The organism is Streptomyces sp. NPDC047982 (assembly GCF_043204165.1).
Taxonomy (GTDB): Bacteria; Actinomycetota; Actinomycetes; order Streptomycetales; family Streptomycetaceae; genus Streptomyces.
Genome location: NZ_JBIDBS010000004.1, coordinates 44,099 through 62,927 on the forward strand (window position 1 = coordinate 44,099; position 18,829 = coordinate 62,927).

An 18,829-nucleotide genomic window follows, 5' to 3' on the forward strand; every position below is an offset into this window, starting at 1 on the left:
CCCGGGCGGGTCGCCGTTCGGGGAACGGTTTTCCGGAACGGGTCCGCCGATCGGGGAACGACCGCGGCAGCGGCTGCGTCCGCTGCCGTCAGCTCACCCGTTCCTCGGGGTGTCGGACCGCCCCGAGCCGTACCTCTGCGGGCAGCGCGGCCAGCCCGGCCGAGTCCCGCGCATGGGCCAGCGCCTCGTCGGTGAGGCGGCCGAGCGCCTCGTCCGGTGTCGCGTGCGGCTCCATCAGGAGCCGCACCGCAGCACGCGGCGCGTGGCGGCGGCCGGTCAGCGCGACCCGGGCGCGGGCCACCCCGTCCAGGGCCGCCGCCTCGTCGGCGAGCACCGACTCCAGGGCCCGGCCGCGCAGCAGCGCCCCCTCGCCGTCGCCGCTGTCCACCAGCACCTCGGCGAGACGGGCGCGGCGCGCCTGGGCCATCAGCCACCACAAGGCGAGGACGACCACGACGGCGAGGCCCGCCATCACCGCCGGCCACCACCAGCCCCCGGCGCGCCGGCGGACCTGGTCGGCCGCGCCGAGCAGCACGTCGTCCCCGCCGTGCCAGGGCCACCAGGACGGCACGGACAGACCGAGCCCGGCGGCGAGCACCGCTCCACCACCACAGATCAGCACGAGTCCGGCCAGACCGAGCAGTACCCGGTTGACGGTCCTGAGCAACGGGCTCACCCCCTCTTCGCGGGACGGCGGACGGACAGACTCACGCGCGGCTTCCGGGCCAGCCCCAGTTCCCCGATGCCGGTGCCGAGGACGGTGTCCAGGTCGGCCCGTACGTCGTCCAGGTCACGGAAGTGCGACACCGCGCGCACACGGACCCGCCTGCGGCCCATCCGGACCCGCACCGAGCGCACCCCGGACACCTCGGCGGCCCGGTCGCGCAGGACCAGTGCCGCCGCCTGACGGTCGAGACCGGCCCGTACCCCGGGGCGGTCCCGGCGCATCGGCAACAGGCCGCGAAGCCCCGGGGTGAGAGCGAGCACGAGCAGCCACAGGCCGATCGCCACGGCGACGGCCGCGCCGGTCAGCACCCACACGTCGTGCAGCGGCCGGTCCGCGAGTTCGCGGGCCAGCACCCGGCGCCACCGCATCGCCGGCCGGCCCGCCCGTACCGCCGCCATGTCGTAGAGCAGCAGTCCCGCACAGCCGAGGACCACCAGGGCGATCAGCGCCGCGGGGAGACGTCGCACGGACCAGAAGCGGCCCGCCCGGGCGCCGCGCCCGCGTCGCGCGGGCACCGGGTCGTGCGTGGCGGGCGCGCCGGACCGGTCGGGTGCGAGCACATCGCTCCCGTCGCCGGGGCGGTCGTCGGGCGGGCGCCCGGTGCCGTGCCGCCGATGACGGGCCCCGGTCATCGCAGCCTCCCGACCGCCGCCGCCGGACGCAGGCGCTCGACCCGCACGGCGACCTCCGGCGTCTCCATCCCCGCCAACGCCCTCACCCGCTCGGTGACGTGCCGGCGCACCCCGCCGCACTGGCGGCCGATGTCCGTGGGGTAGGCGAGTTCCAGGCTGATGCGCACCCGGGCGGTGCCCCGGCGCACCGTGACCGTGGCGCGCGGCGAGGTGCCCTCCTCCGGCGGCTCGTCGATCGCCTCCTTCGCCGCCTGCGCGGCGATCTTCGCGACCACCCGGTCGGCGATCGTGGTCTCTCCGCGCTCACCGGCGGCCACCCGGCCGCCCGCCCCCGACGACGCCGTCACCGCCGTCGGTCGCCGCGCTCGCGACCCCGGAAGAACTCACCGGGCTCCAGATCGCCCTCCAGGAACCGGCCGAGAACGAAGCCGACCGCTCCCAAGGCCGCCACCAGCAGGAATGCCCCGAATCCGCCGAAATACCCGGCGAATGCGAGCGCCATGCCGGCCACCATGCCGACCATCGCCATGCTCATCGTGCGCTCCTCAACTGCTTCGGGACCGCCCGGCCCCTCCGCGGACCTCCGCCTCGGACGTCTACTGGAGGCGTGGCTCGGGCTCCTCGTCGGGTTCGTCGGGCAGCTTCACGTCGCTCACCGCGATGTTGACCTCGACGACTTCCAGGCTGGTCATCCGCTCGACCGCCGCGATGACGTTCTCCCGCACGTCTCGGGCGACCTCGGCGATCGCCACCCCGTAGTCGACGACGATGTCCAGGTCGAGCGCGGTCTGCGACTCGCCGACCTCAGCCTTCACACCCCGGGTGACGGACCTGCCGCCGCCCGGTACCCGGTCGCGCACCGCCCCGAACGTGCGCGAGAGCCCGCTGCCCGTCGCATGGACACCGTCCACGTCCCGCGCCGCCATGCCCGCGATCTTCTCGACCACGCCGTCCGCGATGGTCGTACGACCACGGGTGGCGGGGTCTCCCCCGCCCCGCTTGATGGGCCTGCCCGGTTCCTTGTCGGGGTTCTCGGGACGGACCCGCTGTGTGGTGTCGGTCATCGCCACTCTTCCCTTCAGAGCCCGGTTTGACCTCTTTGTCCACATTAGGCGTGCTTGCATCATCTCGCGCCATGGATACGGCAGGCTGGGCGGATGACGACGGCTGACGGCCCGCACGGGGACGACACATGGGCGGCGACGATCCGGCGGCGGACCGGCCTGGGGCGGCTGCTTCCCCGGGGCGGACCGGAGGACGGGTCCTGGATCGCGGAGCGGGCGGCGGTCGCGGTGCTGCGGGAGGCGGTGAACGGGCCGGGGCCGGGTCCCATGCCGGTGCTCGGCGAACTGAGGATCCGTTCGGCCGATCCGGACGCGGCCCCAAAGGCGCGGCTGCGGATGGAGGCGACCATGGCGGCGCTCTCCGGCCGGCCGCTGCCCGCTGCGGCCGGAACACTGCGCACGGCGCTGCTCTCGGCGGCCGACCGGCACCTGGGCCTGGTGGTGTCCGAGGTGGACCTGCGGGTGACGGAGCTGCTGGACTCGCCGCCCGCACCGCGTGCGACCGCGCCGCTCGGGGCGGCCGGTGTACGTGCGGCGAAGCCGGAGGGGGTGGCCGGGACCGTCGCCGCGGGCGTGCCCGGTGTCGCGACGCTGACCCGGGTGCTGGGTGAGGCCGTGCACACGGCGCCCGGATACGTACGGGTCGAACTGGCTACGGAGCGGGGCCACCGGGTGCTGGACGTGGCACGTGCGGTGCGGGGCGCGGTGACGGACGCCGTGCCGGGCCGGCCCTCGGTGGCCGGCCGTGCTGGTCACGGCGGTGGTGGCGACCGCGCCCACCGACCCGTGACGCGCCCGTGCGCCCGGGGTTCGGACTCGTGACAGGCCGGCTCGTGACGGGCCGCGGCCCGCTCATGCACTGTGGCCGCCCCGCGCCCGGGCGGGCCGGACGATCCGGTCCGCCCGGAGACGACCGCTCCGGTGGTCAGTCGGTGATGCCCGCCAGGTCGCGCAGGCGGCGAGCCTGAGCGGCGCGTTCGGCGGCACGCTGCTCCTCGTAACCGCGGGAGACGGCCCCACCCAGCAGCGCTTTGGTCTCCACCACCGCGTCGCGCGGGGCGGCCAGCAGCGCGGCGGCCAGGTCGCGGGCCGCGGCGTCCAGCTCGCCGACGGGAACCACCAGATTGGCCAGGCCGGTGCGCTCGGCCTCCTCGGCGTGCACGAAGCGGCCCGTGGCGCAGATCTCCAGCGCGCGAGCGTACCCCACCAGGTGCACCAAGGGATGGGTGCCGGTGAGGTCGGGGACCAGTCCCAGGCTGGTCTCGCGCATGGCGAACTGCACGTCCTGCGCGACGATCCGCAGATCGCAGGCGAGGGCGAGCTGGAACCCGGCACCGATCGCATGCCCCTGAACCGCCGCCACGGACACGATGTCGTTGCGGCGCCACCAGGTGAACGCCTCCTGGTACTCGGCAATGATCGCGTCGAGCTCGGCGTCCGTACCGCGTGCCATGTCGAAGAAGGACGGCTCGCCCTCGAACCCCTCGGGGGTGAACGCCTGACGGTCGAGGCCCGCGGAGAAGGACTTGCCCTCGCCACGGAGCACGACGACCCGCACCGTGCCGGGCAGCGCCCGTCCGGCCTCCGTCAACGCCCGCCACAGAGCGGGAGACTGGACGTTGCGCTTGGCCGGATTGGTGAGGGTCACCGTGGCGACCGCGTCGTCGACGGTGAGTCGTACGCCGTCCTTGTCGAGCACGGAGTCGAGCGACGTCATGGGGGCCTCCGGATCGATCAGTCAGCTTGCCGAGCAGCATGCCGAGCTAAGTGACTGAACAGTAACCACCCGGTCGACACCACGACCGACCGGGTGGGCACCGCCGAAGCCGGTGAGCCCGGGGCGGGTCCGGACGACCCGCCCCGATCCGCGAAGCCTCAGGCCGTGGTGGCCTTCTTGCCCCGTGTCGCCCCGCCGCGTCCGCGCAGCGTGACGCCGGACTCGCTGAGCATCCGGTGGACGAATCCGTAGGAGCGGCCGGTCTCTTCGGCCAACGCCCGGATGCTCGCACCGGAGTCGTACTTCTTCTTCAGGTCTGCCGCGAGCTTGTCGCGCGCGGCGCCGGTCACCCGGCTGCCCTTCTTCAGAGTCTCGGCCACCCGTGCCTCCTCATGGGAAGTGCGCTCTGGACTCTCATGATCACCCCTCGGGGGCTTCCTGGCCACCCATTCGACAAGGTCCGCGCAACCGGATTCCGGGCGGGGAAACGGTCCGGACCCTTCGGAATCGCGTATTCCTCAGGGCTCTGGAGGCGGGCGCGGCCAGGTCAGGAAAGGAACGGCCAGGTCAGGGCCGCACGGGGGCCGTATCCCCCAAATGGGTGCACGGGGCAACTGTCCGCCGGGCACCGACGACCCGGTACGAGACGCACTCACGCAGATGACGGAGCACGCATGAGCCGAATGATCCAGAGGAAGTGGATCACGGGCGGGCCGCGCCGGCGGCCCGCCGGGGTCAGGCCAGGGCGACCAGGTCCTGGTACTCCGCTCCCCACAGGTCCTCGACCCCGTCCGGCAGCAGGATGATGCGCTCCGGCTGGAGGGCCTCGACCGCGCCCTCGTCGTGCGTGACGAGGACGACGGCGCCCTTGTACGTGCGCAGCGCGCCGAGGATCTCCTCGCGGCTGGCCGGGTCGAGGTTGTTCGTCGGCTCGTCCAGGAGCAGCACGTTGGCGGAGGACACCACCAGCGTGGCCAGCGCGAGACGGGTCTTCTCGCCGCCGGAGAGCACGCCCGCGGGCTTGTCGACGTCGTCGCCGGAGAAGAGGAACGAGCCCAGTGTCTTGCGGACGTCGACGAGATCGAGGTCGGGGGCCGCCGAGCGCATGTTCTCCAGGACCGTGCGCTCCGGGTCGAGGGTCTCGTGCTCCTGGGCGTAGTAGCCGAGCTTGAGTCCGTGCCCCTCGACGACCTGGCCGGTGTCGGGCTTCTCCGCGCCGCCGAGGAGCCGCAGCAGCGTGGTCTTGCCCGCGCCGTTGAGGCCGAGGATGACGACCCGGGAGCCCTTGTCGATGGCGAGGTCCACGTCGGTGAAGATCTCGAGGGAGCCGTACGACTTGGACAGACCCTCCGCCATCAACGGGGTCCTGCCGCACGGGGCGGGCTCGGGGAAGCGCAGCTTGGCGACCTTGTCGGCGACCCGCACGGCCTCCAGGCCGGACAGCAGCCGCTCGGCGCGCTTGGCCATGTTCTGCGCGGCGACGGTCTTGGTCGCCTTGGCGCGCATCTTGTCGGCCTGCGAGTTGAGAGCCGCGGCCTTCTTCTCGGCGTTCTGCCGCTCCCGCTTGCGACGCTTCTCGTCGGCCTCGCGCTGCTGCTGGTAAAGCTTCCAGCCCATGTTGTAGATGTCGATCTGCGACCGGTTGGCATCGAGGTAGAAAACCTTGTTGACCACGGTGTCGACGAGCTCGACGTCGTGGGAGATCACGACGAAGCCGCCGCGGTAGTTCTTCAGGTAGTCGCGCAGCCAGACGATCGAGTCGGCGTCGAGGTGGTTCGTCGGCTCGTCGAGCAGCAGGATGTCGGCGTCCGAGAACAGGATGCGGGCCAGCTCCACGCGGCGGCGCTGGCCACCGGAGAGCGTGTGCAGCGGCTGCCCGAGCACCCGGTCGGGCAGGCTGAGCGCGGCGGCGATGGTGGCGGCCTCGGCCTCGGCGGCGTACCCGCCCTTGGTGAGGAACTCCGTCTCCAGGCGCTCGTACTTCTTCATCGCCTTCTCGCGGGTGGCGCCCTTGCCGTTCGCCATCCGGTCCTCGTTCTCCCGCATCTTGCGCAGGATCTCGTCGAGGCCGCGGGCGGAGAGGATGCGGTCACGGGCGCGCACGTCGAGGTCGCCGGTGCGCGGGTCCTGCGGGAGGTAGCCGACCTCTCCGGAGCGGGTGATGGTGCCGCCGGCGGGGGTGCCCTCGCCCGCGAGGCACTTGGTGAGGGTGGTCTTGCCCGCCCCGTTACGGCCGACGAGGCCGATGCGGTCGCCCTTGGCGATGCGGAAGGAGGCGGACTCGATGAGGATGCGGGCGCCGGCGCGCAACTCGATGCCGGAAGCGGTGATCACGGTAAAACTCCAGGGCGGGAACGGACGGCGGACGGGGCGAGGGCGGAGTCGTCTCGACGCCGTCACTCATGCGCAAGGAGCATCGCCATGCGGCTCATTCTACTGGCGGTGTGCAACCGGATTTCCTCGTCCGCCGGAGACGGGCACCCGCCACCCCTCCGGCACCGGCCCGGCCCGCTCCGCCGCACGGTTCCACGCGGGACGGCGGCCGGACGGCCTCCCCGGCGGGCCCGGGGAGGCCGTCGGCGTCAGACGCCGCCGGTGTGCACCTGGAACGCGGCCCGGCGCACCGCCTTGGCCAGGGCCGGGTCCGGGTGGGCGGCGGCCAGGGCGACCAGCACCTGCACGGTGCGCGGATGGCCGACGGCCCGTACCTCGGAAAGGAGCGCGGGCACGGTGCCCTGGACGGCCGAGTCGAGGTGGCGGACCAGCAGCCCGCTCTCGCCGTGGTCGGCGACGGCCGCCGCGGTGTCCACCCAGAGCCAGGTGGCCTCCTCCCGGCTGAGGACGTCCTGGGCGTCCTCGGGGTCGGCGCCCTCGTACTCGGCCAGCCACAGCAGCGCGTAGGGGCGCAGCGAGGAGTCGTCGAGGACGGAGCGGACCTCGGGCTCGGCGGGTGCGCCGACGACGCGGAGCGCCTCGAAGGCGAGCCCGCGCAGCAGGGCGTCCTCGCCACGGGCGACGGCGAGGAGTTCGGCGACGGCGCTGCCCACCGGGCGGGCGGCGAGCCAGGCGCGGTATTCGTCGCGGGCCGGGCCCGGGGTGAGCCGGGCGCAGCCGTGCAGCATGTCGGCGGCGGACTGCTCGATGTTGCCCGCCGGGCTCTGGGCGGCGACGCAGATCTGTTCCAGCTTGACCCATACCGCCCAGTTGCCGAGCGGGGTGAGGGTGGCGTGCCCGGCGCCGAGGGTGAGCGCGCCGACGGCGGCCAGTCCCTCCAGGGCCCAGTCGAGGAGCCGGGCGACCAGGGCGGTCGGGTGCGCGGCGGGAACCGGTTCGGGCGACGGCTCGTACGGCACCAGGCAGCGCTCCTCGTGGAGTTCCGCGACGCGCTGTTCGAGGAGGTCCAGGAGGGCGGGCACGGCGACCGGGCCGGCCGAGAGCTGGAGGAGGGAGAGCACCTGGGGCACCGCCTCGACGGTCTCGGCGACCGCGGTGGCCTCGACGTCGTCGGGCGCCGGGTGGACCAGGGACCAGGCGTCGAACAGCGCCACCCAGCCGCGCAGCACGGCGGAGTCGTCGCGGTCCCAGGCACGCAGCCGCCAGCCGGGGCGCGCGGCGGCGCCGTGCAGTTCCACGAGACCGGCGAGACGGGCCCGGTCCCAGCCGGAGCGCACCTGGGCCGGGGAGAGTTCCAGGGCCGTCGCGGCCCCTTGGAGAGCCTGGGCGGCCGGGGGCGGCGCGCCCGGGACCGCGTCGTCGGCCGCCCAGCGGGCGATCCGTACGGCGTCGGCGAGGACCGCCCTCGCCTGGCGGGCGAGTTCCGCCCGGGGCGGGGTGCCCTCCGGAGGGCGGGGCGTCGGCCTGGTGCGCCGGGTGGTCACGGCCTTGCGAGCGGTGGCGAGGGGTCGCGGGCGGACAAGTCTGAGCCTGGAGTCGCGCGGGGTACGGGACGTCACGAAGAGCAGTCTTGCCCCTGACGGCCCGAAAGCCCAAACGGAACCCGAATTCCCGGTGGACGCGGTGGTGGACGGGGTCTTGAACCAATCGTCCGATCCCGCGCATCGGGTCACATGAGGGGCGTGAGGAAGCGGCGCAGCGTCTCCTCGTAGTGGTCCGGGTCGGCGTTCCACATTGCCGCATGCGGAGCCTGCGGCACGGTGCTCAGAGCGATCAGTTCCGGGCGGCGGGCGGCGAGGTCGCGGGACGGCTGCCAGGGGGCCAGGGTGTCGTCCGGGCCGTGGAAGATCAGTGTCGGGGCGCGCAGGGCCGACGCGAGGGAGTCGTCCAGGAGGCGGGCGCCGTACAGGCCGGTCTGCCCCTGGGCGGCCCGGACGGCGAGCGGCAGCAGGGCGGCCGGAACGCCCCGGGCGACGGCCAGGGCGCGCAGCGTGGTGGCCCAGTCCAGTACCGGGGAGTCGAGGACGAGGCCGCTGATCCGGTCGCGGAGCGCGGAGCCGACGGCCGCGTGCAGTGCCATCGAGGCGCCGGTGGACCAGCCGTGCAGGACGACGTTCTGCGCCCCGTACCGGACGGCGAAGCGGATCGCCGCGTCCAGGTCGCGCCACTCGGACTCGCCGAGGTGGGCGAGGCCGTCCGGGGAGCGCGGGGCCCCGGGGTCCCCGCGGTAGGCCAGGTCGAGGACGGGCAGGCACAGGTCGTGCAGGAACGCCATGAGGTTCATGGGGTGTTCCCTGGTGGTGCCGAGGCCGTGCACGGTGATGACCCAGGTGTCGCGGGGGCCGGGCACGAACCAGGCGGGCAGAGCTCCCAGTTCGCCGGGGATCTCGACCTCCTCGTGGTCGAGGCCGAGCGCCGAGGAGGGGTCCCCGCTGTGCAGCTGGGGCGTGATCCGGACCTTGTCGCCGGGCTCCAGGCTTCCCCGGTCGACGCGTTCCAGTCTGCGGACGACGGTGTCGGGGGCGTGGTGGGCGTGCTCGACCACGGGGCCGACGACGGCGTGGAGGCCGTCGCCCACCAGTCCGTACGTCCCGGGCCGCAGGGAGGTGAAGGAGCGGGTCAGGGTGACCCGGCCGGCCGCCGTGGCGTGCACGGTGAGTCCCCTGTCGGCGGGGAGCGGCCGCCCGGCGGACGGTGTCCTCAGGGCGGCGGCGCCCGCGCGCCTTCCGGCCGCGACCGCTGCCGCACCGAGGCCGAGGATCGTGGTGACGGCTGCTGCCGTGACTGTTGCCGGGCGCACCGCTCCAGTCTGGTGGGGCGGTGCGCGCCCTGCCACCCGGACGGGGTCCGTCCGGGTGGCAGGGGTGGAGCGGGTCGGCGGTCGGCGGGGGCAAGGGCCGTCCGTCGGCGGGCGGCGGGCGGCGGGCGGCGGGCGGCGGGCGGCGAGGTCAGCGTCGTTGCCCGTATCCCTTCAGCGCCTCCCGCACGTCGTCCAGCTGGGCCGGGGTGAGCAGGTGCGGGGAGAGTCCGGGTACGGAGCTGGCGGTGAGCCAGAGCCGGCAGAGCCATTCCAGCTGCGCGGTTCGGTCGTACGCCTCGTCCAGGGTGGCACCGTGGGTGACGGTTCCGTGGTTCCGGAGCAGGCAGCCGGTGCGGTCGCGCAGGGCGTCGAGCATGTTCGCGGCCAGTTCCTCGGTCCCGTAGCGCGCGTAGGCCGCGACCCGTACCGGTCCCCCGAGCATGGCGGCGGCGTAGTGGATCGACGGGACCTCGGTGACCAGGGTGGAGACCGCCGTGGCGTGCACCGCGTGGGTGTGCACGACAGCCGCCGCGTCGCTGTTCCGGTAGACCGCGAGATGGAGCGGGAGTTCGCTGGTGGGGGCCAGTACGCCGAGGACGCGGTTTCCCTCCGGATCGACGCCGACCACGTCCTTCGGGCCGAGCCGGTCGTACGGCACGCCGCTCGGCGTGACCAGGATCGTGTCGCCGACCCGCGCCGACACGTTGCCCGACGTCCCGACGACGAGCCCGTCCACCGCCGTCCTGCGGGCGGTCGCGACGACCTCGGTCCGGGCCCGTTCGATCGCGTCCCGTTGCTGATCGCTCATAGCGGCGATCCTGTCAGCCCGCCGGGTGTACGTACACACCAACGACCGAATCAATCACAAAGAGTGACGACGACGCGCCGGCGGCGGCCGGAGCAGCCGGAATCGACCCCCCAAATGCCCCTGGAGACACCGTGAAGCCCTGTTCAGTTCATCTCCTGTTCACCAAAGTTGCCTACCGTCAACCTGCCAATGACGTCGAACGATTGCCTGGGTAAATGGAACACATCACGCTGCTTCTCGCGATTGTGATCGTGACAGCTCTAGTGTTCGATTTCACGAACGGTTTCCATGACACCGCCAACGCGATGGCCACCACCATCTCGACCGGCGCACTCAAACCGAAGACCGCGGTGGCCATGTCCGCCGTTCTCAACCTCGTCGGCGCGTTCCTGTCCGTGGAGGTCGCCAAGACGATCTCCGGGGGGATCATCAACGAGGACGGGCTGCGCACGGAGGTCATCTTCGCGGCACTCGTCGGCGCCATCCTGTGGAATCTGCTGACCTGGCTGGTCGGGCTGCCGTCCAGTTCCTCGCACGCCCTGTTCGGCGGCCTGATCGGCGCCGCGGTCATGTCGGCCGGCTGGTCCTCGGTCAACGGCGGCACGGTCGTCACGAAGGTGCTGATCCCCGCGGTCGCCGCCCCGATCGTCGCCGGTGTGGCCGCCCTGCTGGCCACGCGGCTCACGTACCGGATCGGGGGCAAGATCCGTGACGAGGCCCAGGAGAAGGCCACCGCCAAGGGCTACCGCGCCGGTCAGATCGCCTCGGCCGGACTGGTCTCCCTCGCCCACGGCACCAACGACGCGCAGAAGACCATGGGCATCATCACCCTGGCCCTGGTCACCGGCGGTGTGCTGAACCCCGGCGCCAACCCGCCGGTCTGGGTCATCGTCTCCGCCGGTATGGCCATCGCGCTCGGCACCTACCTGGGCGGCTGGCGCATCATCCGCACCATGGGCAGCGGCCTCACCGACCTCAGGCCGCCGCAGGGCTTCGCCGCCCAGACCAGCGCGGCCACGGTCATCCTCGCCTCCTCGCACCTCGGCTTCTCCCTGTCCACCACCCAGTCCTGCTCCGGCGCCGTGATGGGCGCGGGCCTCGGCCGCCAGGGCGGCGTGGTCCGCTGGTCCACCGCCACCCGGATGTTCGTCGCGTGGGGTCTGACCCTGCCCGCCGCGGGTCTGGTCGGCGCGGGCGCCGAGCTCCTGACCCAGCAGGGCACCTGGGGCGTCGTCGTCGTCGCGGCGCTGCTGGTCGTGGGCTCCGCCGCGATCTGGCTGGTGTCGCGCCGCAAGCCGGTCGGTCACGACGACGTCGCGCCCTCCGAGAGCGCCGTCGAGCCCGCGGGCGTGGTCACCACGGCCATCGCCGCCGTCAGCCCGCCGCCCACCGTCGCGGCCACCGCCGGGGCGCAGGACCTCGTGACCATCATCCCGACCACGCCGGCGCCCCCCGCCCAGGACCCGGCGCGTCCCGCCGCCGTCTAGTGCCCCTCCCGGCAACGTTTGCCCCTCCCGGCAACGTTTACTGGTCACGGCACCAGGCCGATCACGCGGACCGTCCGCAGACCGTCTAAGGAATCAGCATGAATATCGACTGGGCAGCCCTCGGCTCCGTCTTCGGTGTGTCGCTCGTCGTCACCGTCGCGCTGGTGGGCGTCTTCACCCTGGGCATCGTCGGCCTCGCCAAGCAGCCGGAACCGGCGGCTCAGGGCGGCTCCGGCGGATCACGGGTGCTGGCACGCGCGGGCGCGTACGCCTGCTTCGCGCTGTGCGCGGCGGCGGTCGCGTACGGGATCTATCTGATCGTCGCCTGAGCCCCGCCTCTCCGCCCACCCCTCTTCACCTCTTCACCTCTTCTTTCCTCGCTGTTCTTCGCTCTCCGACGGGCCGGACACGCCTCGCGCGTCCGGCCCGTCGTGGTGCCCCCGCCCGGATGTGGGCCTCAACACACTGCGCCGCCGCAGGTCAACGGCTAGTTGACGGGCGTTCGCGGAGCGTGGTGGACTGCCGGAGCCATTTACGGCGACAGCAGAGGAAGCCGGTGCGAATCCGGCGCGGTCCCGCCACTGTCACCGGGGAGCGGTCCCCCACACCGGGAAGTCACGGCACGCGCGAGCGGGCTGGAAGGCCGGGGGAATCGCGGATCCGGGAGCCAGGAGACTCTCGTCGCCGGTCACGTCGAACCAGGGCGCGGACCCTGAGTGAGGACATATCTCCATGCCTGGCAGCCGTGCGTCCATTCCTGTGCCGCTCTCGCCGAGAGCCGCCCGTACGAAGGTCCTCCGAGGCGCGACGGCCGGCTGAGCCATGCGTGCCGATCGCGTATTCGCGTACGGCGCCACAGTCGGCCTGATCGGCGATCTGCTGCTCGGTGACCCCCGCAGGAGGCACCCGGTCGCCGCCTTCGGGCGGGCCGCGGCGGGCGTCGAGCGCCGTCTGTGGCGCGACCACCGCGGGTGGGGCGCGCTGCACACCCTCGTCTGCGCCGGCGGCGCCGTGGGCGGTGCGGCGCTGCTCGCCCGTGCTGTACGCCGTCACCCCGCCGCCTCCGTCGCGCTGACCGCGGCCGCCACCTGGTCCGTGGTCGGCGGCACCTCGCTGGGGCGGGAGGCGCGGGCCATCGGCGGTGCCCTGGCCGCCGGGGACGTCGAGGTGGCCCGGGAACGCCTGCCGCATCTGTGCGGGCGCGACCCTCACTCCCTCGACGGGCCGCAGATCGCCCGCGCCGTGGTGGAGTCCGTCGCCGAGAACACCTCGGACGCCGTGGTCGGCGCCCTCGTGTGGGGGGCGCTGGCCGGTGTTCCCGGCCTCGTCGGCTTCCGCGCGGTCAACACCCTGGACGCGATGGTCGGCCACACGTCGCCCCGTCACCGGCGCTACGGCTGGGCCTCGGCCCGACTCGACGACCTCGCCGGCTGGCCCGGCGCCCGGCTGACCGCCCTGCTCGCCGTGGTCGCGGGCGGACGGCCGCGCGAGGCGGTACGGGCCTGGCGGGCCGACGCGGCGAAGCACCCGAGCCCCAACGCGGGCCCGGTGGAGGCGTCGTTCGCGGGCGCGCTGGGTGTGCGGCTGGGCGGGACGCTGGCGTACGGAGGCCGGGTCGAGCACCGCCCCGTGCTGAACGGGGCCACCGGGCGGGCGGTGGAGACCGCGGACATCGAGCGCGCGGTGCGGCTGTCGCGCCGGGTGGGCGTGCTGGCCCTCGGCGCGTGCGTGGCCGCACGGCTGGGCGCGGGCCTCGCCGCGCGACGGCTCGCGGACGTACGGGGCACGGGACGGCGAGGGATCGCGGGGGCGCGGCTCGCGGGCATGAGCGGCGCACGGACCGCACGAACCGCGCCCCTCACGGTCGCGGAACGCCTGATCGCAGGACGGAGACGGACATGAGCGGCGGACTCCTGGTCGCCGGGACCACCTCGGACGCGGGCAAGAGCGTCGTCACGGCGGGCATCTGCCGCTGGCTCGCGCGCCGGGGCGTGAAAGTGGCGCCCTTCAAGGCGCAGAACATGTCGCTGAACTCCTACGTCACCCGGGAGGGCGCCGAGATCGGTCGCGCCCAGGCCATGCAGGCCGCGGCCGCCCGGGTGGAGCCGTCCGCGCTGATGAACCCGGTGCTGCTCAAGCCCGGCGGGGACCGCTCCAGCCAGGTCGTCCTGATGGGCAGGCCGGTGGGCGAGATGAGCGCCCGCGGCTACCACGGCGGCAGGCAGGAGGCCCTGCTCGGCACGGTCGTGGACTGCCTGGAGCGGCTGCGGAGCACGTACGACGCGGTGATCTGCGAGGGCGCGGGCAGCCCGGCCGAGATCAATCTGCGGCACACGGACATCGTGAACATGGGCATCGCCCGGGCGGCACGCTTCCCGGTGGTGGTGGTCGGGGACATCGATCGCGGCGGCGTCTTCGCGTCGTTCTTCGGCACGACGGCGCTGCTCTGCGCCGAGGACCAGGCGCTGGTCGCGGGCTATCTCGTGAACAAGTTCCGCGGCGACGTGTCGCTGCTGGAGCCCGGCCTGGACATGCTGCGCGAGGTCACGGGCCGCCCGACGTACGGGGTGCTGCCCTTCGCGCACGGGCTCGGCATCGACGAGGAGGACGGACTGCGGGTCTCGTTGCGCGGTGCCGTGCGCGAGTCCGTGATCGCGCCGCCGCACGGCGAGGACGTGCTGCGCGTCGCGGTGTGCGCCGTGCCCCTGATGTCCAACTTCACCGACGTGGACGCGCTGGCCGCCGAACCGGGCGTCGTCGTCCGTTTCGTGGACCGCGCCGAGGAACTGGCCGACGCCGACCTGGTCGTCGTGCCGGGCACCCGGGGCACCGTCAAGGCGCTGGCCTGGCTGCGCGAGCGCCGGCTCGCCGACGCCCTGGCCCGGCGCGCCGCCGAGGGCCGGCCCGTCCTCGGGATCTGCGGCGGCTACCAGGTCCTCGGCGAGCACATCGAGGACGAGGTCGAGTCGCGGGCCGGTCACGTCGACGGGCTCGGTCTGCTGCCGCTGCGCGTCCGCTTCGACCGCGAGAAGACGCTGGCCCGGCCCGTCGGGGAGGCGCTCGGCGCACCGGTCGAGGGCTACGAGATCCACCACGGCGTCGCCGACGTGCGCGGCGGCGAGCCGTTCTTCACCGACGGCCGGGGGCGCGCCCTGGACGGCTGCCGGGCCGGAGCCGTGTGGGGCACCCACTGGCACGGCTCGCTGGAGAGCGACGCGTTCCGCCGCCGTTTCCTGGCCGAGGTGGCACGCGCCGCCGGCCGGCGTTTCGTCCCCGCCCCCGACACCCGTTTCGCCGAGCTGCGCGAGGAACAGCTCGACCGTCTCGGCGACCTGGTCGAAGAACACGCGGACACCGACGCGCTGCTCCGGCTCATCGAGTCGGGCGCACCGTCCGGACTTCCCTTCATCGCCCCCGGAGCACCTGGAGCACGCGTATGAACGCCCCCACGAGCACCGTGCTGTTGCTGTCGACCGCCGACACGGACCTGCTCGCCGCCCGCGCCTCCGGCGCGCCGTACCGGATCGGCAACCCCACCCGGATCGATGTCCACGAGGATCTGCCCACGCTGATCGAGGGCTCCTCGGTCGCCGTCGTCCGTCTCCTCGGCGGCAGGCGCGCCTGGGAGGACGGACTGGCCGTGCTGCGCGCGTCCGGCATCCCGACCGTGCTGCTGGGTGGCGAGACCGTGCCGGACGCGGAGCTGATGGCCGAGTCGTCCGTACCCGCCGGGGTCGTCTCGGAAGCGCTGCGCTACCTCGTGGAGGGCGGGCCCGGCAACCTGGTGGAGCTGGCCCGCTTCCTCTCCGACACGGTGCTGCTGACCGGTCACGGCTTCGCCGGGCCGCAGCGGATGCCGGAGTGGGGCGTGCGCGGCGACCGGGAGTTCGTCGAGGGCCGCCCGACGGTCGGGGTGCTGTTCTACCGGGCGCACGAGCTGTCCGGGAACACCTCGTTCGTGGACGTGCTGTGCGACGCGGTCGAGGCGCGCGGTGCCAACGCCCTGCCCGTGTACTGCGGTTCGCTGCGCGGCGCGGACGCCGGTCTGTACGAGCTGCTGGGCCGGGCGGACGCCCTGGTCGCCACGGTCCTGGCGGCGGGCGGCACGCGCGCCTCGGACGCCTCGGCCGGGGGCGAGGAGGAGGCGTGGGACATCGGCGCGCTCGCGGAGCTGGACGTCCCGGTGCTCCAGGGCCTGTGCCTGACCTCCACCCGCGCCGCGTGGGAGGCGTCGGACGCCGCGCTGTCCCCGATGGACGCGGCGATGCAGGTGGCGATCCCCGAGTTCGACGGCCGGCTGATCACCGTGCCGTTCTCCTTCAAGGAGCAGGGCCCCGACGACGTGCCGGTGTACCGGGCCGACCCGGAACGGGCCGCGCGGGTCGCCGGGATCGCGGTGCGGCACGCCGCGCTGCGGCACAAGCCGAATGCCGAGAAGCGGATCGCCCTGGTCTTCACCGCCTACCCGACCAAGCACTCCCGGGTCGGCAACGCGGTCGGCCTGGACACGCCCGCGTCGGCGGTGCGGGTCCTGGACGCCCTGCGCGGCGCCGGTTACGGGGTCGACGGGTATCCGGACAACGGCGACGAGCTGATCCACCGGCTCATCGAGGCCGGTGGCCACGACGTGGAGTGGCTGACCGAGGAACAGCTCGCCGCCGCGCCCGCCCGGGTACCGCTGGCCGACTACCGGTCCTGGTTCGAGACGCTGGACCCGCGGCTGCGGGACTCGATGCTGGAGCACTGGGGCGAGCCGCCGGGCTCGCTGTACGTGGACGGCGACGAGATCGTCCTGGCCTCGCTCCGGTTCAGGAACGTGGTGGTGCTGATCCAGCCGCCGCGCGGTTTCGGGGAGAACCCGATCGCGATCTACCACGACCCGGACATGCCGCCGTCGCACCACTACATGGCGACGTACCGCTGGCTGGAGAACGCGTTCGGCGCGGACGCCGTCGTGCACATGGGCAAGCACGGCACGATGGAGTGGCTGCCGGGCAAGGGCCTGGGCCTGTCCGCGGGCTGCGGCCCGGACGCGGTGCTGGGCGAACTGCCGCTGGTCTACCCGTTCATCGTCAACGACCCGGGCGAGGGCACCCAGGCCAAGCGGCGCGGGCACGCCACGGTCGTGGACCACCTGGTGCCGCCGATGGCGCGTGCCGACACCTACGGCGACCTGGCCAAGCTGGAGCAACTGCTCGACGAGTACGCGCTGGTCAGCGATCTGGACCCGGCGAAGGCCCCGGCGGTGCGGGCGCAGATCTGGACGCTGGTGAAGGCCGCCGAGCTGCACCACGACCTGCATGTCGACGAGCAGCCGGACGAGGACGAGTTCGACTCGTTCGTCATGCACATCGACGGCTACCTGTGTGAGATCAAGGACGTCCAGATCCGCGACGGCCTGCACGTCCTGGGCGGCGGTCCGGTCGGCGAGGCACGGGTCAACCTGGTGCTGGCGGTGCTGCGCGCGTCCCAGGTATGGGGCGGCACGGTGAACGCGCTGCCGGGTCTGCGGGCCTCGATCGCCGCTCATTTCGGGCTGAGCGAACGGGAGTTGCTGGCCGAGCCGGGCGCCCGGGTGAAGGTGCCGGCGGAGCTGACCGGGCTGGTCGACGGCCCGGCGCGCACCGGCGCGGACGCGATCGATCTGCTGGAGCAGCTGTGCCGGCGGCTCGCGGAGGGCATGGAGGAGCGCGGCTGGGACGTGGCGGGTGCGGCGAGGCTGGTGCGGGAGGTACTGGGCTCCGAACTCCCGGACGCGGTCGCGGTGCTGGGCTTCGCGTGCGAGGAGGTCGTGCCGCGGCTGGCGCGGACGACGGACGAGATCGGTCACATCCTGCGGGCGCTGCGCGGCGGTTTCGTCCCGGCGGGTCCGTCCGGCTCGCCGACGCGCGGGCTGGTCAACGTGCTGCCGACGGGCCGGAACTTCTACTCGGTGGACCCGAAGGCGATCCCGTCCCGGCTGAGCTGGGAGGTCGGGCAGTCGTTGGCGGACTCGCTGATCGCCCGCTATCTCGCGGACACGGGCGGGTACCCGAAGTCGGTGGGCCTGACCGTGTGGGGCACGTCCGCGATGCGTACGCAGGGCGACGACATCGCCGAGATCCTGGCGCTGCTGGGCTGCCGTCCGGTGTGGGACGACGCCTCGCGCCGGGTGACCGGGTTCGAGGTGGTGCCCCTGAGCGAGCTGGGGCGTCCGCGCATCGATGTGACGGTGCGGATCTCCGGGTTCTTCCGGGACGCGTTCCCGCACGTGGTGGGCCTGATCGACGACGCGGTACGCGCGGTGGCGGAGCTGGACGAGCCGGCCGGGTCCAACTACGTGCGAGCGCATGCCGACGAGGACACGGCGGTCCATGGCGACCGGCGCCGGGCCACGGCCCGGGTCTTCGGTTCGAAGCCGGGGGCGTACGGGGCGGGGCTGCTGCCGCTGATCGACGCCCGGAACTGGCGGTCGGACGCGGACCTGGCCGAGGTGTACGCGGTGTGGGGCGGTTACGCGTACGGGCGCGGGCTCGACGGGCGGGCGGCGCGCGGGGACATGGAGACGGCGTTCCGGCGGATCGCGGTGGCGGCGAAGAACGTCGACACGCGCGAGCACGACCTGGTCGACGCGGACGACTACTTCCAGTACCACGGCGGCATGGTCGCCATGGTGCGGCATCTGACCGGCGGGTCTCCCGAGGCGTACGTCGGTGACAGCGCCGTGCCGGACCAGGTCAGGACCCGGACGCTGGGCGAGGAGACGCACCGGGTGTTCCGGGCGCGGGTGGTGAACCCGCGGTGGATGGCGGCGATGCGGCGCCACGGGTACAAGGGCGCCTTCGAGATGGCCGCGACCGTGGACTACCTCTTCGGGTACGACGCCACGGCCGGGGTCGTCGACGACTGGATGTACGAGAAGCTGTCGGCCGAGTACGTCTTCGACGACACCAATCGCGACTTCATGAAGAAGTCCAACCCCTGGGCGCTGCGCGGGATCTCGGAGCGGCTGCTGGAAGCGGCCGAGCGCGGGCTGTGGGCGGAGCCGGACGCACAGACCCTGGAGCGGCTGCGGGCCACGTACCTGGAGCTCGAAGGCGATCTGGAGGGCGACGAGTGAGCGCGCGGACACACCCCGGAGGGCGATGGGCGGGCGCCCGCAGGCGGCCCGACGGGCGACGGGCGGGCGCCGGGGGGCTCCCCTCCCCCGCGCCGGGGGCA

At 73.5% G+C, this 18,829-nt stretch carries 17 protein-coding genes and 1 riboswitch; of the genes, 6 read left to right on the forward strand and 11 right to left on the reverse strand.

The features are described from left to right. Positions 1-88 precede the first annotated feature (88 nt). The 5 genes from amaP to ACGF2V_RS05765 form a co-directional block, all read right to left on the reverse strand. Complete coding sequence (gene amaP, locus ACGF2V_RS05745) at positions 89-676, reverse strand: alkaline shock response membrane anchor protein AmaP (RefSeq protein ID WP_362621319.1); 588 nt, start codon at positions 674-676, stop codon at positions 89-91. Continuing rightward, positions 673-1,359 (reverse strand): DUF6286 domain-containing protein, encoded by a 687-nt coding sequence (locus ACGF2V_RS05750; protein WP_362703649.1) that lies wholly within the window; start codon positions 1,357-1,359, stop codon positions 673-675. Before ACGF2V_RS05750 ends, amaP begins: the two co-directional genes overlap by 4 nt. Then, positions 1,356-1,706: a hypothetical protein gene (locus tag ACGF2V_RS05755; protein WP_362703652.1), complete on the reverse strand. Its 351-nt coding sequence runs from the start codon at positions 1,704-1,706 to the stop codon at positions 1,356-1,358. The genes ACGF2V_RS05750 and ACGF2V_RS05755 overlap by 4 nt, the downstream gene beginning before the upstream one ends. Continuing rightward, positions 1,703-1,894, reverse strand: coding sequence for a hypothetical protein (locus ACGF2V_RS05760; RefSeq protein WP_362621325.1), 192 nt, complete (start codon positions 1,892-1,894; stop codon positions 1,703-1,705). Before ACGF2V_RS05760 ends, ACGF2V_RS05755 begins: the two co-directional genes overlap by 4 nt. 61 nt (positions 1,895-1,955) lie before the next feature. Further along, positions 1,956-2,423, reverse strand: a complete 468-nt coding sequence (locus ACGF2V_RS05765) for an Asp23/Gls24 family envelope stress response protein (protein ID WP_362703655.1) — start codon at positions 2,421-2,423, stop codon at positions 1,956-1,958. A gap of 93 nt (positions 2,424-2,516) precedes the next feature. On the opposite strand from ACGF2V_RS05765, the gene ACGF2V_RS05770 reads away from it, so the two are divergent. Next, the gene (locus ACGF2V_RS05770) at positions 2,517-3,245 is read left to right on the forward strand and encodes a hypothetical protein (RefSeq protein WP_362703658.1); all 729 of its coding nucleotides are present in this window, start codon (positions 2,517-2,519) and stop codon (positions 3,243-3,245) included. A 103-nt stretch (positions 3,246-3,348) separates the two neighbouring features. Here ACGF2V_RS05770 and ACGF2V_RS05775 read toward each other — a convergent pair whose 3' ends face one another. The 6 genes from ACGF2V_RS05775 to ACGF2V_RS05800 all read right to left on the reverse strand — a co-directional run bounded on the left by ACGF2V_RS05775 (position 3,349) and on the right by ACGF2V_RS05800 (position 10,142). Further along, positions 3,349-4,140 carry an enoyl-CoA hydratase/isomerase family protein gene (locus ACGF2V_RS05775; protein ID WP_362621331.1) on the reverse strand — a complete coding sequence of 264 codons (792 nt, stop codon included), beginning with the start codon at positions 4,138-4,140 and terminating at the stop codon, positions 3,349-3,351. Between the two features lie 158 nt (positions 4,141-4,298). After that, positions 4,299-4,520: a helix-turn-helix domain-containing protein gene (locus ACGF2V_RS05780; protein WP_010987827.1), complete on the reverse strand. Its 222-nt coding sequence runs from the start codon at positions 4,518-4,520 to the stop codon at positions 4,299-4,301. Between the two features lie 355 nt (positions 4,521-4,875). After that, complete coding sequence (locus ACGF2V_RS05785) at positions 4,876-6,474, reverse strand: ABC-F family ATP-binding cassette domain-containing protein (protein WP_362621334.1); 1,599 nt, start codon at positions 6,472-6,474, stop codon at positions 4,876-4,878. A gap of 248 nt (positions 6,475-6,722) precedes the next feature. Beyond that, entirely contained in the window at positions 6,723-8,018 is a 1,296-nt protein-coding gene (locus ACGF2V_RS05790; RefSeq protein WP_362621434.1) for a hypothetical protein, read from the reverse strand. 185 nt (positions 8,019-8,203) lie between these two features. Next, on the reverse strand, positions 8,204-9,334 hold the full coding sequence (locus ACGF2V_RS05795; protein ID WP_362703661.1) for a hypothetical protein: 1,131 nt from the start codon (positions 9,332-9,334) through the stop codon (positions 8,204-8,206). Between the two features lie 148 nt (positions 9,335-9,482). Beyond that, positions 9,483-10,142: a class II aldolase/adducin family protein gene (locus tag ACGF2V_RS05800; protein WP_362621338.1), complete on the reverse strand. Its 660-nt coding sequence runs from the start codon at positions 10,140-10,142 to the stop codon at positions 9,483-9,485. 215 nt (positions 10,143-10,357) lie between these two features. On the opposite strand from ACGF2V_RS05800, the gene ACGF2V_RS05805 reads away from it, so the two are divergent. The 5 genes from ACGF2V_RS05805 (at position 10,358) to cobN (ending at position 18,728) form a co-directional block, all read left to right on the forward strand. Next, positions 10,358-11,629, forward strand: coding sequence for an inorganic phosphate transporter (locus ACGF2V_RS05805; protein WP_362621340.1), 1,272 nt, complete (start codon positions 10,358-10,360; stop codon positions 11,627-11,629). Between the two features lie 98 nt (positions 11,630-11,727). Next, positions 11,728-11,958 carry a hypothetical protein gene (locus ACGF2V_RS05810; RefSeq protein WP_362621342.1) on the forward strand — a complete coding sequence of 77 codons (231 nt, stop codon included), beginning with the start codon at positions 11,728-11,730 and terminating at the stop codon, positions 11,956-11,958. Between the two features lie 216 nt (positions 11,959-12,174). Then, a riboswitch (cobalamin riboswitch) is annotated at positions 12,175-12,307 on the forward strand. Positions 12,308-12,451: 144 nt separating this feature from the next. After that, a complete protein-coding gene (locus ACGF2V_RS05815) occupies positions 12,452-13,531 on the forward strand; it encodes a cobalamin biosynthesis protein (protein ID WP_362703663.1) in 1,080 nt (359 codons plus the stop codon). Beyond that, the gene (locus ACGF2V_RS05820; RefSeq protein ID WP_362703666.1) at positions 13,528-15,069 is read left to right on the forward strand and encodes a cobyric acid synthase; all 1,542 of its coding nucleotides are present in this window, start codon (positions 13,528-13,530) and stop codon (positions 15,067-15,069) included. The genes ACGF2V_RS05815 and ACGF2V_RS05820 overlap by 4 nt, the downstream gene beginning before the upstream one ends. After that, positions 15,066-18,728 (forward strand): cobaltochelatase subunit CobN, encoded by a 3,663-nt coding sequence (gene cobN / locus ACGF2V_RS05825; protein WP_362703669.1) that lies wholly within the window; start codon positions 15,066-15,068, stop codon positions 18,726-18,728. Before ACGF2V_RS05820 ends, cobN begins: the two co-directional genes overlap by 4 nt. The last annotated feature ends 101 nt before the right edge of the window (positions 18,729-18,829 follow it).